Genomic DNA, 19,742 nt, shown 5'->3' with positions numbered 1-19,742 from the left:
GCCGACCTCGTCTCCGGCGACGCCTTCAGGACGCGCGAGCTCTGCGAGGGCAACCTCACCGTATTCGTGCAGATCCCGCTCAAGGTGCTGGAGGCCACGCCCGGCCTCGGCCGCATCGTCGTCGGCGCGCTCCTGAACGCCGCCTACGAGGCCGACGGCAACATCCGGGCCCGCGTCCTGTTCCTGCTCGACGAGGTCGCCCGCCTCGGCCCCATGTCCGTCCTGGAGGTCGCCCGCGACGCCGGCCGCAAATACGGGCTGACGCTGCTCCTGCTCTACCAATCCGCCGGCCAGCTCGTCGCGCAATGGGGTCGCGAAGGCGCGCGGGCCTGGTACGATTCCACCTCCTGGCGCCTCTACGCCGCCGTGCAGGACCCCGAGACTGCTCGCGAGCTGTCCCAGGCCTGCGGCGAGCACGGGGTCGTGGCCCTGAGCGAGGGCGACACGCGCGGCACCTCGGGCCGATGGGGCAGCACGACCTCCGCGAGCGCGGGACAGAGCGCCAGCCGTTCGGAAATGCGCCGCAGCCTCATCAAGCCCGACGAGCTCCTCCAGGATACTCGCACCGACGAGGCCTTCGTCGTCCTGCGCGGGTCGCGGCCGCTACGCTGCGGTCGCGCCATCTATTTCCGCCGCCCGGAGATGTCCGCTGAGGTCACCCCTTCGAGGTTCCGGCCCATGGCATCGCCCCCGCCGACGCGGCGGGCGTCGTGAGACTTGCGCGCATCCTCGCAATGTTTTCTGGAAGAACCCGGGTTCTAGTCGCGAATGCGGCAGGTTCGCTTCTCGGATCGAAGGGAAGACGCATTCGGGCTCGAAGGTCGAATCCTGACGGTACGGGTCGATCGCTTGGGGATGCCGGCCCGTTGTGGCACGAGGCGGACGGCGGCGCGGCTTCGAGTAAACAGCGCGCAGGACGAGGAACGCAGTCCAGCGAACGAGCAGACGGATGGTGCGATGAAACGAAATCCTTTCGAGTTGATAGGCTCGCCCACGTGACCGGCGGACCAGCCGTCTCGGTCCTGATGGCGGTGCGCGACGGGGCGGCGCATCTGCCTGAAACCATCGCGAGCCTGCGCGCGCAGATCGAGCCAGAGGGTGGCCTCGAATTCGTTGTGGTCGACGATGCGAGCGGCGATGCTACGCCGGCGCTCCTCGCCGCCTGGGCCGAGGCCGATCCCCGGCTGCGCGTGCTGTCCACTGCGGCGCCGATGGGGCTCGCCGCGGCGCTCAATCACGGGCTCGGCCATGTCCGGGCGCCGCTCGTGGCGCGGGCCGACGGCGACGACCTCTACGTGCCCGACCGCCTGCTGCGCCAAGCGGCCGCCCTGCGCGCCGATCCGCGCCTCGACGCCCTGTCCTGCGGTTTCGTGCGGATCGACGGCGCGGGCGCGGAACTCGCCCGGGTCGTGCCCCTGACCGGGCCCGACCGCATCCGCTTCCGGACACTCTACACCAGCTCGCTCCTCCATCCCGGCGCGATGATCCGCACTGCCGCCCTGCGCGCCGTGGGGGGCTATGACGCGGCCTACTGGACGGCGCAGGACAGCGATCTCTGGGCGCGGATGCTCGCCGCGGGCGCGCGCCTCGACAACCTGGCCGCGCCGCTCCTGCGCTACCGGGTGCACGGCGCCTCGCTGATGGCCCGGCGCGGAGCCGCCGGGCGGGCGCTGAGCTTGAGCGTGCCGGAACGGGTTCAAAGCGCCTACCTCGATGGCCTGCCGCCGGACCATGACGTCGCAGCGACGGTCGATCTCTGGCAGAGCTACCGCCCGCTCGCCCCCGAGGCGATCCGGGCGGGTCTCGCCGGCATGGAGCGGATCGCGGCCATCGCCCGTCGGCGGGAAGGGCCGGAGGTGCTGGCCGACATGCGCGCCACGATGGGACGGGCGTTCTGGCGGCAGGCCCGCTGGCTCGGCCGCGGGCGCCCCGGCCTCGCCGCCAGCCTCGCGGGCAACGCCGCGCGGGTCAGGATGGCGACATGACTTGGCGTTGCACGGAACTCACCTCGGGGCCCGAAGCCCACGCCCATTCCTACTACGACATCCCGGTCTTCGACGGCGCGGGCGCGCGGGTCGCGGGCTGGCGGCCGCCCGCGCCGGACCGTCATCCGGGGCCGGAGGACGCGGTCGAGGTCGGCTATGTCGACGTCGCCCGCCCCGGCCACTGGCACCGCGTGGGGGCGAGCCGCGCCTGGTCCTGGCAGCAGGGACCGCTTGCGCAATGGGTGGCGGGCGGTCCGCGTCTCGTCTGGAACGACCGCGAGGCGGGCCGGATCGTCGCGCGGGTCCACGACGTCGCGGCGGGAACCACGCGGACCCTGCCAGGACAGGTCTACGCCGTCGCGCCCGACGGCCGCACGGCGCTGTCGCTCGACCTCGTGCGGCTCGACCGGCTGCGGCCCGGCTACGGCTATCCCGGCGGGGCGGGCCCCGGCCCGCGGCAGCCAAGCGATGTCGGCGTCCGGGCAATGGACATGGAGACGGGCGAAAGCCGCATGGTCCTGTCGCTCCGCGACGTCGTGCGCCTCCTCGATGGGCATCGCGGCTGGCGCGACCGACTGCGGCGGACGCGCATGCATTACTGGTTCAACCACGCCAAGATCGCGCCGGGCGGCGCGCGCTTCACCGTGAAGCTCCGCTGGCGCCGCCTGGGCGGCCCCTGGAGCGACGCGCAGGGCGTGAGCCTGACCTGCGGATTCGACGGCTCGGACCCCCGCCTCCTCGCGCCGGCCACGAGCCACGTGATCTGGCTCGACGACGCGACGCTCTACTACTGGCGCAAGGGCGGCCTGCGCCTCGTGCGCGACGCAGCGGCGGGGGGCGAGGATCTCGGTCCGCTCGCCGAGGGGCTCGTCACCGACAACGTCCATGCCCGCCACCTCGACGCCGGGGGCCGGCACTTCGTCTTCGACACGCCCTACCGGAAGGAGGTCGCGCTCCTCGAATGGGACCGGCAGACCGGCGCCTCGGAGACCATCGCCCGGTTCGCGGGCCACGTGCCGGCGCGCGGGCCGTTCCGCTGCGACCTGCATCCCTGCCCGTCCCCGGACGGGCGGCGGATGGTGGTCACGTCGCTCCGCTCGGGCCTGCGGCAGATGTATCTCCTCGAGCGGGAGGGCCCGGCCCCGTGAGCGACATCGTCCCGGAGATCTCGGTCGTCATCCCCACCTACGGGCGCCCCGACATGGTGCTCGAGGCCGCGGGCTCGGCGCTCGCGCAGGCGGGGCCGTCGCTCGAGGTGATCGTGGTGCCCGACGGCGACGACCCGGCCGCCATCGCCGCGCTCGCCCGAGTGGACGACCCCCGCCTCCGCGTTGTCCGCCCGGGCGCGCATGTGGGCAACGCCGAGGCCCGCAATCGCGGCATCCGCGCGGCGCGGGGCGCGTGGATCGCGCTTCTCGACGACGACGACCTCTGGTTGCCGGGAAAGCTCGCCGCGCAGATGGCGGCCGCGCAAGAGAGCCCGCTGCCCTGCCCGATCGTGACCTGCCGGTTCCTGGCGCGCAACGATACCGAGGAGTTCCTCTGGCCGCGCCGCCTGCCCGCCCCGGACGAGCCCACGGGCGACTACCTGTTCCGCCGCCGGCAGCCGCCCACGGGCGACGGGGCGGTGCAGACCTCGACCGTTCTCGCGCCCCGCGCGCTCTTCGAGGCGGTGCCCTTCGACCCCGACTGCAAACGGTTCGTGGATATCGACTGGCTCCTGCGCGCGACGCGGGAGGTCGGGACCGGCCTCGTCTTCGCCGCGCCGGAGCGGCCGTGGTCGGTCTGGCGGATGGACGACCGCGACCGAATCTCCATGAAGGGGGACTGGCGCGACGACGTGGCCTGGATCGACGCGCGGCGGGATCTGGTCTCCGACGCGGCGGCTTCGGCCTTCTTGCTGACCCTGCCCTCGATCCGCGCGGCGCGGCAGGGAGACCGCCGCGCTCTCCTGGCGCTCCTGCGCAAGGCGCGGGCTTTCGCCCGGCCGGGCCGGGCGGAGCTTCTGTTCCATCTGGGCAACTTCGTCCTGCCGGGACGCCTGAAGGCGCTGCTGGCGCGGGCGACGCGCTAGAGGTGCCGGGGCCGGTGATGCGCGAGCCGACGATCGGCGCGGTCGTGCCCGTCCACGACGGCGCAAGCGAGATCGGCGCCTGCCTCGACGGCCTTCTCGCGGCCGGCTTCGCGCCGGACGAGATCCGCGTGGTCGACGACGCCTCCACGGACGGCACCGCCGCGATCTGTCGCGCCCGCGGGGTCGAGCCGATCCGGCTCGCCCGGAATGTCGGCGCGGCGGAGGCCCGCAACCGCGGCGCTGCCGCGACGGAGGCGGAGATCCTGTTCTTCGTCGATTCCGACGTGGTCGCGGCCCCGGATGCGCGTAGGGTGATCGCGGATTTCTTCGCCGCGCATCCCGACCACGCGGCGATCTTCGGCGCCTACGACGCGCGGCCCGCCGCGCCCGGACGGGTGAGCCGCATCCGCAACATGCTGCATCGTCACGTCCATCTCGAGGGAGCGGGGCCGGCCTCGACCTTCTGGACGGGCTGCGGCGCCGTCCGTCGCACGGATTTCGAGGCCGAGGGCGGGTTCGACAGCGGGCAGCGGATGATGGAGGACGTGGAGTTCGGCCTGCGCCTCCACGCACGCAGCCGCCCGATCGCGATCTGCCCCGCGCTGCAGGGTACGCATCTGAAGCGCTGGTCGCTCGCCGGGATGGCGCGGACCGACCTCCTCGACCGGGCGATCCCCTGGGCGCGCCTCCTCGCCGCGCCGCGCCACGGGGCGGCGCCCGCCACCCTGAACGTGAGCCGCGCGGGCCACGTCTCCGTCCTTTGCGTCGCCGCCTCGCTCGTGGGCCTGCTCGTCCTCGCCGTCGCACCCGGGGCGGGCCTCGCGCTTCTCCTCGCGTCCTTCGCGCTGCTTACCTTCGCCAACCGGCGCTTCCTCGCGCGGCTCCGGCGGGAACAGGGTCCGGGCGACACGGTCGCGGCCTTGCCCGTCCTCTGGGTGCATTACCTCTGCGGCGGGCTCGGCTTCTTCTGGGTCCGCTCCGGCCTCGACCGGCTCTGCGGGCCCCGCGGAGATGCGGCCGGCGCGGGAGCGCGCTAGCGCGCCGGGAATTACGGAAGGATCGCCATGACCGGCACGGATCACACAAGCGAGTTCAGGCGGCGCACCGCCATCGTCATCGCCAGCTACAATCGGCCGGCGGAGCTTCGCACCTGTCTCGAGACGCTGGCGCAACTCGACGGCGGGCCGGTCCGCACGATCGTCGTGGACGACGGCAGCGATGCGCCGCTGGCCCCGGTCTGCGCCGCGTTCGACGGGGTCGAGTGCATCCGGCAGGCGAATGCCGGGCCGGGCCAGGCGCGCAACACCGGCGTGCGGGCGGCCGAGGGGGCCGAGCTCGTCTGCTTCACCGACGACGATTGCCGCCCGCGCCCCGACTGGCTCGACCGGCTCGTGGCGGCGCAGGGGGGCGCGGCGCAACGGCTGGTGGGCGGGCGGATCGAGAACGCGCTCCACCGCAATGTCTATTCAGCCGCGAGCCAGTCGCTGAGCAGCTATCTCTACGACTTCTACCAGTCCCGCGGCAGCGCGATGACCTTCTTCACCACCAACAACCTCTGCTTCCGGCGGGAGGACTTCCTCGCGGTCGGGGGGTTCGGCGACTTCGCCGTGGCCTCCGAGGACCGCGACCTGAGCCTGCGCTGGAGCGCCGCCGGCGGGACGCTCCTCTACGAGCCCGCGGCCGTGGTCGACCACGCGCACGCGCTCGACCTCGCTTCGTTCTGGCGCCAGCATGCCGGCTACGGCCGCGGCCTGAGGGATCTGCACAAGGCAATGGATACGCGCGCCGACACGCGCGCCAAGCTCGAGGGGGCGGGCTTCTACCTTGGCATGCTGGGCTATCCGCTGCGCCGCCCGGGGCACAAAAGGCTGGGGCAGAGCGCCCTGATCGGGCTTAGTCAGGTCGCGATGATCGCAGGCTACGGCGCGGCGCGGATCCGCGAGCGGCGGCGGCGGGCCTGAACTCCGCCGCGGCGAGGAACAGCGCCGACAGGAACGGCAGAACCCAGATCACCCGCGCCTGGTAGCGGTCCACCGGCGCGGAGAGCCCCCCGAAGATGAGCGCGTTCAGCACGAGCCCTGCGAGCGTCAGGGCAAGGATGCGAAGTTGCACTCCGTCGAGACGCCCGGCGAGCGCCAGCGCGAGAAGGGGGAGCGCGCCCAAAAGCGTGGTCCAAGGCAGGATGTCGTCGAACGCGCCGATCAGCGCGGCGCCGGTCGACCCGGCCGGACCCCGATACTGCATGTCGTCCCCGATCGGACCCGCGGCGCGGTGCTCGTCCAGCCCGACCCGGACGATCTGCAGCGCCGAATTGCCCAAAAGCGAGACGGTCTGCTGCACGGGGTAGCTCAGGAACGCGCGGCGCAGGATCGTGAACTCCTCGGCCCGGATCGCGTCGAGCTGGGCGGGCGTGATGTCGTCGATCCCCTCGGGCGTCCACAGGAACATGCCGACATTGCTGGGCACCTGGTCGCCGAACACCTCGCAGAAGGCCAGATCGGCTTCCGGGCAGGCGTCCTCGAGATACCAGCGCGCCGGCCCGTCCTCGAGCGAGCGCGCAAGGAGGATCGGCAGGCGCTTCGGTGCAAGACTCGTCTCCTTCAGCACCGCCGTGCTCGCCGTCACGTTGGCGAGCGGCGCGAAGGCCACCACGGCGAGGGTCGCGAGGACGACAGACAGGGTCAGGGACCGGCGGACGAGCTGCACGCCCACGGCCAGCGCCGCGATCCCGAACATCAGCGGGCCGTGGCCGTAATGCGAGGCCGCCGCGAAGGCCGTGACCGCGGTGACGGTGACCTGCTGGGGACACGAGAGCAGCGCGAACCGGCTGACGAGGAGCGCGCCGAACAGGATCGGTACCGCGGCCAGCACGTCGGGCATGACGTAGTCGGCGTACCACGGCAGGCTGCTCGCCAGCACCACGAAGGCCGTGCCCGCGGCGAGCCGCTTCGGCCGGGCCAGCGCCTCGGGGCCAATAAGCGCCGCCGCGACGAGGAGCACGAGGAAGCCCTGCGCGACCGCCAAGGCGAAGGCCCCGCCGAACGAGACCGTCGCGAAGGCGAAGAAGGAATAGAGGAACGACCGCCCGGTCGTCGACTGCCCCCGCGCGTTGACCGACAGGTCGGCCAGCGCGTCGTCGCTCGCCGCAACCGGGCCCTCCCCGATCCGGGCGATCGCCTCCGCAAAGCTCGTGAGCACGTCCCAGATCCGCGCGCCGCCGTTGAGGTAGCTCGGCGTGTCCGCGAAGACGTAGGCAGCCGCGCCCAGCATCATCGGCCAAGTGAGCAGGACGGCGACGCCGAGAAGGACCGGCACCCCCCGGAGCGTCAGAAGCGGTGCGGCCTGGACCTGCGGCACGAGGTCAGGCGGCGCGCTCTTTGTCCGCGGGGATCTGCATCTCCTCGTGGTAGGACCGCTCGACGTTCACGTTCCACAGGTCGTGCTCGGCGCCGAGGATGTTCTCGGCCGCGTAGATCGCCGTGAGCATCGAATGGTCCTGGTTGTTATAGCGATGCAGCCCGTTGCGTCCGACCGTCTGCAGGTTCTCGAGCCCCTGAATCCAGTCCCCGATCACCACGACCGCGTCCTTGTAGTTCTCGTCGTAGACCGGATAGGCCTTGGGCTGGCGGATCACCATGCCATCGGAGACAAGCTCCGCGCGGCTCAGGCCGAGCGTCTCGAGCTCGCCTGCAGCCTGCGCGATCAGGTCCGCATCGGACTTCGCCCACATGTCGTCGTCCTGCTGGCAGAAATACTCCATTCCGATGGAGGCCTGCGTGTCGTTCGGGACCATGTCCTCCGACCAGGAACGGAAGTTCTGGATACGGCCCACGCGGACGTCGGGGGAATGGACGTAGACCCAGTTGTCCGGGAACGGGTCGCGGTCGTCGAGGACCAGGGCGACGATCAGGAAATCGCGGTATTTCAGCTTCTCCGCGGCCTCGACCACATGCGGGGGCGGGGGCGGGTCGATGGCGGCGACGAGGTCGCGCAGGCCCATCGTGTTGACGAAATGATCCGCTTCCACGCGCTCCTCGCCGTCCGCGCCCTCGACGATCACGGCGGTGATGCGGTTGCCCTCGCGCTCGTAGCGCAGCGCGCGGGTCTCCATCTCGACCCGGCCGCCGGCCTCCTCGACGAGCTCGGCGCAGCGCTCCCACATCAGGCCCGGTCCAGTGCGCGGATAATCGAACTCCTCGATCAGGCTCGCCGTGTCGTTGGCCCCCGAGATCGCGTTCCAGACCGCCTTGTGCAGCGTCAGGTTCTTGATCCGCTGCGCCGCCCAGTCGGCCTGGATGTACTTGGGTTTGATGCCCCAGACCTTCTCCGTGTAGCTCGCGAAGAAATGCATGTAGAGCCGGCCGCCGAAGCGGTTGATGACCCACTGCTCGAAGTTCTCCTCGCTCCGGTTCGGGAAGACCTTCCACTTGAAGTAGCTGAGCAGGATGCGCGTCGACTCGTAGGGCCCGATGTTCCCCAGGGCGTTGAAGAGCTTGAGCGGGTAATTGTAGAACTTGCCGCGGTAGTAGATCCGGCTCCGGCGGGGGCGCTTCACGAAGGCCTCGCCCAGGATCTCGCGCCAGAGCGCGCTGACCCTCTCGACCTTGGTGAAGAAGCGGTGCCCGCCGATGTCGATGCGGAAGCCGTTGTAGGATTCGGTCCGCGAGATGCCGCCGACCAGCTTGCCCGCCTCGAAGACCCGGACATTGGTGTCCGGCGCGTTCTTCAGGAGCTCGTAGGCCGCCGTCAGGCCGGCCGGTCCGGCTCCGACGATCGAAACATCCTGCGTAGTTCGCATCGGGCAACCTCTAATTCAAAACGTCAGCACTTGAAGGATCGGCCGCAGGCAACCGGATTGAGGAACGGACCGCACCCAGACTAATTGATGCGAACCGATCCTGTTCCGGATTCCAAGAAAGTTCGTTAATGCTTACTTCCCTCGGGTTAACCCGCATACAACGCCGAGCCGTTAATCTTTTTGGCTAAACATGGTCCAAGGATTTGTAAACACGCGCCGCGCCGTAGAAACTTCAATCGGCGATTCTTCTCTCGCCGCAGGGATTTGAGTGCGGTTCCGGACATTGCGTCTGCTGTAAATATGGTCTTTCCGCGAAAACGCCACGCGGCGGATGCTGGTCCCGGAACGGACGCTTTCGGGCTGGCGCAACGGGACGCGGAATCTATAGCTCGTCCGGACCCGACCTACCAAGGATCAACATGATCGCGCCGCCCATTCCCCGGGTCCTGCTCGTCTCGGCCACGCCGCGATCGGATCGCGGCGGGGTGCAGCGCATGATGGACCGCCTCGTCGAGACGCTGCCGGCGCAGGATCTCGCGCCGGTCCGCGCCGGCCCCGACGAGACGGAGCCCGACGCGCGGCTAAGCCTCGAAGTCGGGGCGGGCCGGGACGGTCGGCCCGCGCTGCAGGCGCTGCCCGGCGCGGGGCGCTCGCTCCTACGGCTCGCCCGCCTCCTCGCTCGAACCCGGCCCGACGTGGTGAACCTGCATTTCGTTACCGGCGCGGCAGCCTACTTTTTCGCGCTGCGCCCGGTCTTCCGGTACCGGCTGGTCCTTTCCGGTCACGGCGCCGATTTGCTCGACCCGATGCCGGGGATGTCGGCGCGGCTGCCGGGCTTCCTTGCCGCCGCGGATGCCGTCACGGTCGTTTCGGACGAGCTCGCGCGCGTGGCGCGGTCGCGGGGCGCCCCCGGGGACCGGCTGCACATGATTGCGAACGGCGCCGACACTGCGTTCTGGCGTCCCGGCCCGCCGGAGGCGGAGCCGGGCCGGATCGTGGCCTCGGGGCGGCTCCTGCCGAACAAGGGATTCGATATCCTCCTTGAGGCCTTGGCCGGGCTGCCGGAGGCGCGCTGTACGATCGCGGGGGAAGGCGCGCAGCGCGCCCTGCTCGAGCAGCGGATCGCGGAACTCGAGCTCTGCGCGCGCGTCCGCCTCGCCGGTCATCTCGAGCCCGAGGCGCTGCGGGACGAGCTGCGCCGGGCGCAGCTCTTCGCCATGCCCTCCCGCCGCGAGGGGATGCCGCTCGCCCTCCTTGAGGCGCTGGCCTGCGGCACGCCGGCGGTCGCAACCGCGATCGGCGGCATCCCGGACGTGCTGACCGCGGCGACCGGAATCGTCGTTCCATCGGACGACGTTCCCGCCTTCCGCGCGGCGCTGGCGCACGGGCTCTCCCCCGAAAGCGGGCTGTCCCGCGAGGCGGCCCGGGCGCGGGCAGAGCACTTCTCGGACGATGCCTGCTACGGACGCTACGCCGCGCTGTTCCGGACGCTCGCGGGCCGCGACGCTACGAAGATGCAGCAGCCATGAGCCGACATGTGCCCCTCTACGTCTCGCCCGCCGAGGCCGAGATCACCGGCCTCCGCGGCCGGGCCGGCCGCCGGCTGCGCTGGTGGCGCGACCGCTGGGGCAGCCAGGCGGCGCAGGCCGGGTTGCCGCCCGCGGTCCTGGGCGGGCGCTATCGGCGCCACGTCCCGGCGGCGGAGGCGGCGGTCGCGGAGACGGTCCATCCCGCCACCACGGTCAGGGGCGACCTCCCCCTCGGGCGCGCCGCCTCGGATCTCTCCGCCGATCCCGGCTGGTTCGGCTTCGCCTTTCGCGACGTGCCGGCGCGCCTCGCCGGCCCCACCCGCCTCCTGCGGATCGCGGAGGCGCGGGTGCTCGCGGGAGAGACGCCCGCCGGCGACTTCGCCCCCGCGATCCTCGACGGGGCCGGCCGGAGCCTCGACCTGCGCGAGATCCGCCACCGCCCCTTCCATGCGCCCCTCGCACGGCGCGCCCCCGACATGCACCGGCGGCGCGCCGTCTGGATCGCGGAGCGCGTTTTCGACAATTACGCGCACTGGTTCACCGCGCATCTGGGCAAGCTCGTCCTGCTGCGCGACCGGGGCTTGTTAGGCGATCTGGTCCTGCCCGCGGACCGTCCTGCTTGGCTCGACGCAAGCCTCGCGCGGATCGGGATTCGGCCCGCGGCCGAGCTACCGCGCGGGGCGGTACTCGCCGCCGGAGAACTCCTCGTGGTCGAATGCGACCGCTTCCGTCCCGAGCTCCTCCGCGCCGCCCGCGCCGCCGCTACGGATTCGCCCGCGGCGGATCGTAACATCTTCGTCAGCCGACGCTCGGCCCGCGGGCGCAGCCTTCTAGGCGAGGAGGCGCTGCAGCCGCTCTTGCACGCGCGCGGCTTCGAGGTGGTCGAGATGGAGCGGCTCGGCTTCGACGAACAGGTCGCGCTGATGGCGCGGACGCGGCTCCTGCTCGCCCCGCACGGCGCGGGGCTCGCGAACATGCTGTTCTGCGCCCCGGGCACGACCATCGTCGAGATCGCCGATCCCGGCTATCCGAACCCGAACTTCTACGCCATGGCCGCCGCACTCGGCCATCGCTACGGCTACGTCGCGGCCCGCGGCATGGGCGCGGGCCATCCGCTCCGCCGCGACCTCGCGGTCGACCCCGAGGCGGTGGCGGCCGCGCTGGACGCGGCCGGATGACCCGCCTCTCCGTCGTCGTGCCCTGCCGCAACGGCGGCGCCTTCCTCGCACAGACGCTGCGCGCAGTGCTCAACCAGACCCGACCGCCGGACGAGGTAATCGTGGTCGACGACGGCTCCACCGACGAGAGCCGCACCGTCGCGGCCGGCTTCGGCCCCCCGGTGCGCGTGCTGGCCGGCCCCGCCCGGGGCGCCACGGTGGCGCGCAACGTCGGCGCCGACGCGGCCACGGGCGACCGGCTGATGTTCCTCGACGCCGACGACCTCGTGACCCCGCCAACGCTCGCCGCCCTCGTCGCCGCGCTTGAGGGACGGGACCGCGCCTTCGCGCTGTGTCCCTGGGACCGCTACGAGCTCGAGGGCGAAGCCTGGATCGCCCGTCCGCCCTCCGTCCCGCCGCCGCGGCCGGGCCAGGATCTGCTCGCCGGCTGGCTCACCGGGCGCTACTGGCCGCCCTGCGCGGTCCTCTGGACGCGGACGGGGCTGGAGGCCGCGGGCGGTTGGGATGCGGAGTCCCGGGGCGACGACGACGGCAACCTCGTGCGCCGTGCGCTCGTGCGCGGGGTCGAGGGGGTCCCGATCGCAGACGGCCTCGCCCTCTACCGCCGGGCGCCGGCGGGGTCGGTCTCGCTGAGCGGGCGCCGCTTTTCGGAGGCGGGATTGCGCTCGCGGCTCCGGGCGCTCGCGAACACGGTCGCGGCGCTCGAGGAGACCGGGCGCCTCCGTGCCTATCGCGCCCCCCTGGCCCATGCGCTCGGAGAGCTGGCGCGCGACGACGACGGGGATACGGTCGCGGACGAGATCGCTGCCCTCCTGCGCCGCGCGGGCGGAGCCCCGCCGGGACACGTCCTCTGCCATCGGACGGCGGATCTCGCCGCCCGGCTGGCCATGCGCCACGCCGAGTGGCGGACGCCCCGGGCAACGACGCCTCCGTCGGCAGTGATCCCTGCACCGACCGGCCCCCTGCCCCGCACCGGTCCCTTGGTCAGCGTCGTCATCCCGACCTGGAACCGCGCCGCCCTCGTCGCGGAGGCCGCGGCGAGCGTCCTCGCGCAGAGCTGGCGGGATCTCGAGCTTCTCGTGGTCGACGACGGCTCGACCGACGGGACCGCCGACCGGCTCGCCCGGATCGGCGATCCGCGCCTGCGGGTGATCCGGCAGGGCAACGGCGGCGTCGCCCGCGCGCGCAACCGCGGCGTGGTCGAGGCCCGGGGCGACTGGATCGCGTTCCTCGATTCCGACGATCTCTGGCGGCCCGAGAAGCTCGCGCGGCAGATGGCGATGATGCTGCCCCTGCCGCCCCGCGTGGGGTTCTGCCATACCGGCATCGAGATCGCGGGCCCCGCGGAAACGGTCGCGCACCAGGCCGGGCCGTCGGGGCGCATCTTCGACGTTGCGCTCCTCGACAATCCGGTCCGGGCGCCGACCTCAAGCGGGCTGGTCCGCCGCGAGGCCCTCGCGGCGATCGGCGGCTTCGATCCGTCCCTGCCCGCGATCGAGGACTGGGACTGGCTGCAGCGCTTGGCTCGGCTCTACGACGTCGCCGCCGTGCCCGACCCGCTCGTGGTCTACCGCGACGACGGGCCGGACCGGCGTTCCAAGGCGTTCCGCGCCAACATGACGGCGCGCGAGATGCTGTGGCGGCGCAACCGTCACGCCCTGCGTCGGACCGGGCAGGCGCGGGCCTATCTGATGGAGAGCGCCCGGCGCGAGCTGCGCGAGCCGGAGGGGCTGGCCCGGAAGGGGCGCGCCTTGGTGCTCGCGGCGCTCGCGGAGAAGCCCGGCCGGGCGCATCTGGCCTGGCTGCCCTACATGATGGCGCCCTATCCCCTACGGGCCGGGCTGCGCCGCCTCGAAGCCGGATACCACGCGCGAAGGTCCGGGCAGGCCTCTTCCGGCTAGGACGAACGGGGATCGCTCAGATCGAATCAGGCTCGACGAAATAGCCCCAGCGGCCGAGATCGAGGCCCGTCGCCGCCGCGACGTCTCGGTTGCTGTCCCCGTAGGCGCCGAGAATGCGGCGGGACAGGTCGGTGGAAAGCGAGATCCGGTGCGCGGGCCAGATCTTCGCCGGCAGCGCCAGCCTGCGGCCGCGCAGCAGGGGAATCGAGGGCGGACGCAATTGCCACCGCGGAGCGCCCCCGGTCGTGTCCGAGCGCACATTGGCACGGCCCTTCGCAGTCACGAGCCGTTCCGCGACGGTGCCCGGCGTGCCGAGCCAGTGGAGGAGACGGCGGAGCGTCGGCTCGGGTTCGGCCCGGAGCGCCTCGTAGGGCAGCAGAAGAACCCCGTCCTCGCCCGCGACATCCACGAGCGCCGCCCTGAGCGCCGCGTAATCGAGCATTGTGCCAAAGCCGTGCCTTTGCGCCATGGGGTCCAGCGTGGCCGCGACCGACGCCCGGAACCCCGCCTCGCCAGCGCCGCGCTTGCGGTCCGAGATCTGCGCGTAATGCGAGGCCAGCCAGTGATCCTGCCGCCGCAGGAAGGCCACGATGCGGGGCCGCGCGAAGCCGCGGGTCCGGGCGAGGGCCGCGAAGGCCGCGAGATGCGCGGCGAGCCCCTCGGGCCGGCTCGCCGCCCGCCCGATGGCCTCGTCGGAGACGAGAAGGCCGCGCCGGCCGTCGTCGCCCGGGCCCAGAAGCTCGTCGAGGATCGGTCCTCCGATCGACGGCCAGAGGGTCGCCGAACGGCGGAGCGCGCAGGCGAAGGTGCGGAATTCGGCGGCCGCGTCGGCTCGCTCCCGGAACAGGCGGGTGCGGGGGACGGTGCGCACCGCGAGATGGTCGAGGGCGGGAAAAATCTGGCCCTGCAGAAAGGTCGACGCGGTCTTGGGAAGCCCGATATGGAGATGGAGCGGCCGCCCCGGCACGTCCTCCCGCCCGCTCACTGCGCCGCCGCCACGAGGCTGCGGAACGCGCCGTTCTCCTGCGCTAAGGCGTCGTAGTCGCCCGTGCCGTCGAGGCGGCCGTCCCGCAGGAAAAAGATCGTGTTGCATTGCGCCACCGTCGTCAGGCGGTGGGCGATCATGATCACCGTCTTCTGGCCGTGGAGCGTGCGGATCGCCTCCATCACCGCCCGCTCCGTCACGTTGTCGAGCGCGCTTGTGGCCTCGTCGAAGACCACGATGTCGGGATTGCGGTAGAGCGCGCGGGCGATGCCGATGCGCTGCCTTTGGCCGCCCGAGAACCGCACGCCGTGTTCGCCCACGACGGTGTCGTAGCCCTGCGGCAGGGTCTGCACGAATTCGTCGAGATGGGCGAGGCACGCCGCGCGTCGTACGGCTTCGTGGTCAATCTCGGCCTCGCCGAAGGCGATGTTGGCCGCGACGGTGTCGTCGGATAGGAAGATCGTCTGCGGCACGTAACCGATCTCGGCCTGCCAATGGTGCAGGTTCTCACTCGTGATCGGGATGCCATCGACGCTGAGCTGGCCCGAGGCGGGCAGGAGCAGGCCTAGGATCACGTCGATCGCCGTGGTCTTGCCCGCACCGGTCGGCCCGACGAAACCGGCGCTGGTTCCGGCCGGGATCACGAGAGAAAGCCCGTCGAGCGCCGGCCGCGCGGCACCGGGATAGGTATAGCTGACGCGATCCATCCTGAGTTCGCGCTGCAACCGGATCGGCCGCTCTCCATTCAGGCGCCGCTTCGGCGTGGGGGGAAGGGGCACGGCGAGGTCGTCGTGGAGCGCTTCGAGGGCGGCCTCGCCGAAGCGGATCTGCGCCAGATCCCGGAACAGGATCTGGATCGTCGGCATGAGCTTCAGCCCCGCGAAGGCGAAGGCGCCCAGAACCGGCAGCACCGTATCGAGGCTGCCGTCGTGGCTCCAAAGCAGGTAGAGAATAAAGACCAGCATACCGCCGAAGGCCAAGGCCTCGAGCACGTAGCGCGGCATCTCGCCCAGAAGCGAGACCGAAGCCTGATGACGTGCGAGCCGCCAGGACGGGTCGTGGAAACGCTTCACGAAGATATCCTCGAGACCGAGCGTCTTCACCTCTTTGATACCGCCCATCGCCTCGGTGGTAATCTTGTAGCGCTCCCGCGTCGCAATCTTGCGGTCTTGGCCGATCTCCAGAAGATGGCCCCGCAGGCGACGGTAGATCAAACCAAAACAGACCCCGAGCAGAACGCCCATGACGAGGGCGCCGACGGGTTCGAGCACGAGAAGGAAACCGACCAGGAAGGACAGCACGATGGCGTTCGCGATGATCCGGATCGCCGGACCGATCGAACCGGTCACCACTTGGTTCACCTCCGCCAGGACCGACTTTCCCAGATCGGCGGAATGCTGCGACAGGAACCATTCGAAGGGGCGGGCGAGATATTGCCGGAGCAGGCGAATGCCGAGCGAAGTCGCCACGCCCCGGGCGAAGCGGGTGACGAAGTAGAAGGTCAGGGCCCGAAGCGCGATCGAGCTCATCACCACCACAAAGACGGCGATGCCGAGGAATTGTAGGAACGCGTAGTTCGAGGTGAAGCCTAGACCGTCGTAGATCCATGCGAGCGCGGCGCGGTCCTCGATGATCCCGGGATTGCCGAGCACCGCGAGGAACGGCAGGATCGAGGCGACGCCGGCCAGATCCATCAGCCCCATGACCAGCATCATGACGACCAGAAGGCCGACGTTCCGGCGCTGCTTCGCGTCCAGAAGCGCCAGGATGCGGGCATAGGTACGTTTCATGACAGGGGCTCGCTTCGAATAGCGGGGGGACCGGCGCCCGGTCTTCCGGAACGCGGTCGCGTAGGTTAGCCCCCGCTACGTCCGTCAAGCGGAGGTCCTTTGTCCAGCCCCCCCAATCACACGATCGACCTGCAGGTGATCTCCTGTCTGGGAGTCGAGCTGGAAGCCGGCTTCCTGACGCATTTCCTGGCGCATTACACCGCGCTCGGCGTGCCGGTCGCGAACATCCACCTGATCCTGAACGCCGGACGCGCCGACGCGCCGGAGCTCGACGCCGCGGAGGCGGTGCTCGCGGCCCACGGCGCCGCCCGACCGCATCGCTGGATCGCGCCCTATACAAGCGACGCGATGTGGGCCGAGCGGCGGGCCCTGCAGATGCGCATCGCCCGGCCGGAGGACTGGGTCCTCAACGCCGATGCCGACGAGCATCACGCCTATCCCGATACCCCCGCCGCCATCGCCCGCTATTGCGAGCGAAAGGGGTACAACGCCGTCCAGGGTGTGATGATCGACCGTCTCGCCGTGGACGGAACCCTCGCCCCCGTCGCCGCGAAGCCGGCCCTGGCTGCGCAGTTCCCGGTCGCGGCCGAGGTGGCTGTCGCGCTGTTTGGACGCCGACGCTCGAGCCTCGACGGTACCGTCAAGCTGATGATGCATCGCGGCGACGTGCTGCCCAGCCGCGGCGGCCATAACCCATGGGGCGAAGGGGCCGCGCCGCGTTTCCTAGCGGGCGCACGCCTCGCGACCTTTCCAGGCATCGAGGATCCGGCGATCCGGCTGCGCTTTCCGTTCCGCGTCGACCATTACAACTGGACCGCGGGCCGGCAGGCCAGCCTCGAGCGCCGCCTCGCCACGCCCGGCGTCAGCACGGCCGGCCGCGCGTTCGGCACGCAGGTCTTGGACTATCTCGCCCGCCACGGTCGCATCCGACCCGAGGACGTGGTCCTCGGCTTGGCCCGCCCGCCGGCCGCCGGTTGGCGCCGCCTGATGCTGGGCATGCGGCTCGCCGCGCGTCTGCGGCACCGGTTTCCCCATTTGGGGCCAGCGAAGACCGGATCGGCCCCGACGCGACCGTGACCTTGCGGCAAGGAGCACGCCCGCGCGCCGGACAGCTCGGGAACTTTCAACTGCCCGCCCCGATACTGCTTGCGGCCGGTTCCTAGAAATTTTCCTCATCCCGGGGGTCGATCCTAGTCATGTGCGATCCATATAGGCTGACAGAAAGCCGTGACCGGCAATGACCTCCGCCACCCGCTCGCGCTGATCGTCGCGCCAAGACAGCTTGTGTCGGCTCTTGTTCCGATCAGACTTGACGAGTGCGGCGGCCCGGTCTCGCCATGCCGGGTCTGGATCGAGGCTTAGGAAAGCAGCCAACCGTTCAAGGCTCTCGTGAGGTCGTTCCGTGAACGTCTCGTACGTTATCTCAAACCATTTCTCCGATGGCATCTGCGTTTTCATTGCCGCGACCGATGCGGCTAGGGCGCAATAATCTGCGATCATTGCATCGTTGACCTCGGCGGCAATCCGACCGTCCTGCTGAGCGCTCTGAATCGCAGTACCCATGTCTTGTTCCCCCGAGATCCGGAGCTTGTCGTACGCGCGGCCCCGTCTGAGTGACATTGTCGAAATGTTATCAAGCGGGTGTCGGGTCACGAGGATCCAACGGCAATCGAGACGACTTTGGCATGCCAGACGCGAGACGAGAGCGGGGTCCTCCGCCGACCAGCGTGTCGCCCAATCCCCTTTCTTGTCGCCGACGACATGCAGGGTCTTCGCAGGTCCATGAGATGCGCCCGGAACAGCATAGCAGAACCCGTTCCAGTGCCGCCCGGCGGCCGTAAACGCTGCGGCGTTTGCCAAACAGAGGGCTGGAAGCCGGTCCGCGGGAATGCCCTTGCGGAACAGGCCCATCGTATCCAGTTCGTGGGCGATCGCGGCATGCGGGTGCGCATCGATCAGCGCGCCGACCAGCGAATGCCCCGAGCGCGGCCATCCGGCAAACTGGACGAAGGTGCGTAGATCTTTGAGGGCGGCCCGGTATCGGAACGCAGACCAGACCGATATGGCGCGGAAGCGGGAAACGCTTTGCCGCACGTGCCGCCGAGACTTGCCACCTTCGAAGATTGGTACGGAGTGGTCGTCCAAACGGGCATGCTCTCCCTTAGGGCTGGCATCTTCCGGCTTGTCGGTAACCATCGTCCAAATCCTTCGAGACGTTTGGCGAATTCGGTTTCTCACATGGATCCGAAGCCATGTCGACGCATCCTGAGCCGTCGACATTCCAACCGTTATGGGGCAACGTCAAAACCACAACGGCTTCCATCAGACGTTCAGGTCGAATTCCGGTGATGAGTACCATCGATTGCGTAATCATCGTCGCAGGGGCGTCCTGCGCCGGCAAGACGACCTTCCTGAAAAAGCTCCAAGGTCCTGACCGGCCGAAGCTTCCGACAGACCTTCAGGCGATCGACCTGGCCGGTTTCAGCGTCATGAACGCAATGGATCTGATGACGTCTGCTGCAACGGAAGCCTGTCCGCGGCGGATCATCCTGCACTACGACATCTTCAGACCCATCACGTTCTACGACGCCCTGTCCTTCGACATCGATCCCGTCCTCGATCTCGTATGGACAGCCCGGAGTAAAATGGTCCTGACGTTGTGGGAAGACCCGGACATCCTTCGCGAGCGCTCGGTGCGGCGGCGGCGGGATCTCTGGAAGAAGGTCGTGCGCAGGTCGTCCCTCCGGCACCTGCGGGCCAATGTCGACGAGTTTGTAGGGGCAAGGACCCGGCGCAACAAAATGCGCCCCTGGTTCGCCAGCAGAAGTCGCCTCTGGCAACTCCATGAGTCGTGGTTTGAGTTTGTCAGTGCCGCGGGCGTAGAGGAAAACTGGATCATAAGACCCTCGGACGGCATGTCGTTCTCCGCTCTGGGCGGCGGGCGGCCTACCACCCCGCTTTGGCCGATGACCCCCGGCGGCACGAAGGCGAACTGATCGGACACGATCCCGTCAGGTTCTAGGCAAAGGGTTTTCGTTGGTGACGATAAATTTAATGCCCTGAAAAAGGGTGAATTCGATCTTCGGTAGAACAGAGTTCTGGTCCAAGACCTGCAGACGCGGGTTGAGGGAATTTTTAACACAATCCGCCCGAATCGAGAGTTCGCCGCGGCAGAGACGAACGGCAGCTCTCGCTTCAACGCCGTCTGACCGGACCTCCCATAGCCGGAGGTCTCCGGTCCGGCCAAGCTTAAGACAGAGGCTTGGTTCGTAGGCACGTGTCTCGAACGGTGCGGTCTACGGCTGCGCCGTCGTCTAGAGGGTGGGAACGCCTAAACCACGACTTCCGCCGGGATCGGATCTGCATGGGCCTCCGGAACCGCAAGGTACGGGGAAACCCGGCCATAGCGAGACCGAACGGACACGAAGCCCCGGCCAAAGGGCGCCGCATCCTGCAATCGTCCTGCCTCGCGAGGCGCCGCCGGCCGCGGCGCTTCCGGGAT

At 70.1% G+C, this 19,742-nt stretch carries 16 protein-coding genes; 11 read left to right on the top strand and 5 right to left on the bottom strand.

The window, feature by feature from the left end:
- The 6 genes from Q1A87_RS13835 to Q1A87_RS13810 form a co-directional block, all read left to right on the top strand.
- A partial coding sequence (locus tag Q1A87_RS13835) for a type IV secretory system conjugative DNA transfer family protein (RefSeq protein ID WP_299652325.1) occupies positions 1 to 714 on the top strand: 714 nt, incomplete at its 5' end.
- Positions 715 to 995: 281 nt separating this feature from the next.
- Entirely contained in the window at positions 996 to 1,985 is a 990-nt protein-coding gene (locus Q1A87_RS13830; RefSeq protein ID WP_299652323.1) for a glycosyltransferase, read from the top strand.
- A complete protein-coding gene (locus tag Q1A87_RS13825; protein WP_299652321.1) occupies positions 1,982 to 3,133 on the top strand; it encodes a hypothetical protein in 1,152 nt (383 codons plus the stop codon). Before Q1A87_RS13830 ends, Q1A87_RS13825 begins: the two co-directional genes overlap by 4 nt.
- Positions 3,130 to 4,059: a glycosyltransferase family 2 protein gene (locus Q1A87_RS13820; RefSeq protein ID WP_299652319.1), complete on the top strand. Its 930-nt coding sequence runs from the start codon at positions 3,130 to 3,132 to the stop codon at positions 4,057 to 4,059. Before Q1A87_RS13825 ends, Q1A87_RS13820 begins: the two co-directional genes overlap by 4 nt.
- A 17-nt stretch (positions 4,060 to 4,076) precedes the next feature.
- On the top strand, positions 4,077 to 5,096 hold the full coding sequence (locus tag Q1A87_RS13815; RefSeq protein WP_299652317.1) for a glycosyltransferase family 2 protein: 1,020 nt from the start codon (positions 4,077 to 4,079) through the stop codon (positions 5,094 to 5,096).
- 27 nt (positions 5,097 to 5,123) lie between these two features.
- On the top strand, positions 5,124 to 6,020 hold the full coding sequence (locus tag Q1A87_RS13810; protein WP_299652315.1) for a glycosyltransferase: 897 nt from the start codon (positions 5,124 to 5,126) through the stop codon (positions 6,018 to 6,020).
- On the opposite strand, the gene Q1A87_RS13805 is transcribed toward Q1A87_RS13810, so the two are convergent.
- Together Q1A87_RS13805 and Q1A87_RS13800 are read right to left on the bottom strand one after the other, a co-directional pair.
- On the bottom strand, positions 5,953 to 7,416 hold the full coding sequence (locus Q1A87_RS13805) for a hypothetical protein (RefSeq protein ID WP_299652313.1): 1,464 nt from the start codon (positions 7,414 to 7,416) through the stop codon (positions 5,953 to 5,955). The genes Q1A87_RS13810 and Q1A87_RS13805 overlap by 68 nt on opposite strands.
- A gap of 4 nt (positions 7,417 to 7,420) precedes the next feature.
- Positions 7,421 to 8,857, bottom strand: a complete 1,437-nt coding sequence (locus Q1A87_RS13800; RefSeq protein WP_299652311.1) for an NAD(P)/FAD-dependent oxidoreductase — start codon at positions 8,855 to 8,857, stop codon at positions 7,421 to 7,423.
- A gap of 419 nt (positions 8,858 to 9,276) precedes the next feature.
- Here Q1A87_RS13800 and Q1A87_RS13795 point away from each other — a divergent pair, with 419 nt between their 5' ends.
- From Q1A87_RS13795 to Q1A87_RS13785, 3 genes are read left to right on the top strand one after another with little or no spacing between them, the layout of a single operon-like run.
- Entirely contained in the window at positions 9,277 to 10,386 is a 1,110-nt protein-coding gene (locus Q1A87_RS13795; RefSeq protein WP_299652309.1) for a glycosyltransferase family 4 protein, read from the top strand.
- Positions 10,383 to 11,564 carry a glycosyltransferase family 61 protein gene (locus Q1A87_RS13790; RefSeq protein ID WP_299652307.1) on the top strand — a complete coding sequence of 394 codons (1,182 nt, stop codon included), beginning with the start codon at positions 10,383 to 10,385 and terminating at the stop codon, positions 11,562 to 11,564. The genes Q1A87_RS13795 and Q1A87_RS13790 overlap by 4 nt, the downstream gene beginning before the upstream one ends.
- Positions 11,561 to 13,465 carry a glycosyltransferase family A protein gene (locus tag Q1A87_RS13785; protein ID WP_299652305.1) on the top strand — a complete coding sequence of 635 codons (1,905 nt, stop codon included), beginning with the start codon at positions 11,561 to 11,563 and terminating at the stop codon, positions 13,463 to 13,465. Before Q1A87_RS13790 ends, Q1A87_RS13785 begins: the two co-directional genes overlap by 4 nt.
- 16 nt (positions 13,466 to 13,481) lie before the next feature.
- Here Q1A87_RS13785 and Q1A87_RS13780 read toward each other — a convergent pair whose 3' ends face one another.
- The gene (locus Q1A87_RS13780; RefSeq protein WP_299652303.1) at positions 13,482 to 14,450 is read right to left on the bottom strand and encodes a hypothetical protein; all 969 of its coding nucleotides are present in this window, start codon (positions 14,448 to 14,450) and stop codon (positions 13,482 to 13,484) included.
- On the bottom strand, positions 14,447 to 16,240 hold the full coding sequence (locus Q1A87_RS13775) for an ABC transporter ATP-binding protein (RefSeq protein ID WP_299652301.1): 1,794 nt from the start codon (positions 16,238 to 16,240) through the stop codon (positions 14,447 to 14,449). The genes Q1A87_RS13780 and Q1A87_RS13775 overlap by 4 nt, the downstream gene beginning before the upstream one ends.
- 99 nt (positions 16,241 to 16,339) lie before the next feature.
- On the opposite strand from Q1A87_RS13775, the gene Q1A87_RS13770 reads away from it, so the two are divergent.
- The gene (locus Q1A87_RS13770; protein WP_299652299.1) at positions 16,340 to 17,317 is read left to right on the top strand and encodes a hypothetical protein; all 978 of its coding nucleotides are present in this window, start codon (positions 16,340 to 16,342) and stop codon (positions 17,315 to 17,317) included.
- A 117-nt stretch (positions 17,318 to 17,434) separates the two neighbouring features.
- Here the strand turns inward: Q1A87_RS13770 and Q1A87_RS13765 are convergent, their stop codons facing one another.
- Positions 17,435 to 18,436, bottom strand: coding sequence for a sulfotransferase (locus tag Q1A87_RS13765; RefSeq protein ID WP_299652297.1), 1,002 nt, complete (start codon positions 18,434 to 18,436; stop codon positions 17,435 to 17,437).
- 152 nt (positions 18,437 to 18,588) lie between these two features.
- On the opposite strand from Q1A87_RS13765, the gene Q1A87_RS13760 reads away from it, so the two are divergent.
- Entirely contained in the window at positions 18,589 to 19,236 is a 648-nt protein-coding gene (locus tag Q1A87_RS13760; protein ID WP_299652295.1) for a hypothetical protein, read from the top strand.
- Positions 19,237 to 19,742 lie beyond the last annotated feature (506 nt).

This window comes from uncultured Jannaschia sp. (genome assembly GCF_947494055.1).
Taxonomy (GTDB): domain Bacteria; phylum Pseudomonadota; class Alphaproteobacteria; order Rhodobacterales; family Rhodobacteraceae; genus Jannaschia.
The sequence above is the reverse complement of the archived record's forward strand: the minus strand, read 5'-3'. Positions and strand labels throughout refer to the sequence as shown.

Bases quoted from the DNA above. Each gene is read 5' to 3' on its own strand.
- Q1A87_RS13825 (WP_299652321.1), top strand. From the start codon at position 1,982: ATGACTTGGCGTTGCACGGAACTCACCTCGGGGCCCGAAGCCCACGCC.
- Q1A87_RS13815 (WP_299652317.1), top strand. From the start codon at position 4,077: ATGCGCGAGCCGACGATCGGCGCGGTCGTGCCCGTCCACGACGGCGCA.
- Q1A87_RS13810 (WP_299652315.1), top strand. From the start codon at position 5,124: ATGACCGGCACGGATCACACAAGCGAGTTCAGGCGGCGCACCGCCATC.
- Q1A87_RS13800 (WP_299652311.1), bottom strand. From the start codon at position 8,857: ATGCGAACTACGCAGGATGTTTCGATCGTCGGAGCCGGACCGGCCGGC.
- Q1A87_RS13795 (WP_299652309.1), top strand. From the start codon at position 9,277: ATGATCGCGCCGCCCATTCCCCGGGTCCTGCTCGTCTCGGCCACGCCG.
- Q1A87_RS13790 (WP_299652307.1), top strand. From the start codon at position 10,383: ATGAGCCGACATGTGCCCCTCTACGTCTCGCCCGCCGAGGCCGAGATC.
- Q1A87_RS13785 (WP_299652305.1), top strand. From the start codon at position 11,561: ATGACCCGCCTCTCCGTCGTCGTGCCCTGCCGCAACGGCGGCGCCTTC.
- Q1A87_RS13775 (WP_299652301.1), bottom strand. From the start codon at position 16,240: ATGAAACGTACCTATGCCCGCATCCTGGCGCTTCTGGACGCGAAGCAG.
- Q1A87_RS13765 (WP_299652297.1), bottom strand. From the start codon at position 18,436: ATGGTTACCGACAAGCCGGAAGATGCCAGCCCTAAGGGAGAGCATGCC.
- Q1A87_RS13760 (WP_299652295.1), top strand. From the start codon at position 18,589: ATGAGTACCATCGATTGCGTAATCATCGTCGCAGGGGCGTCCTGCGCC.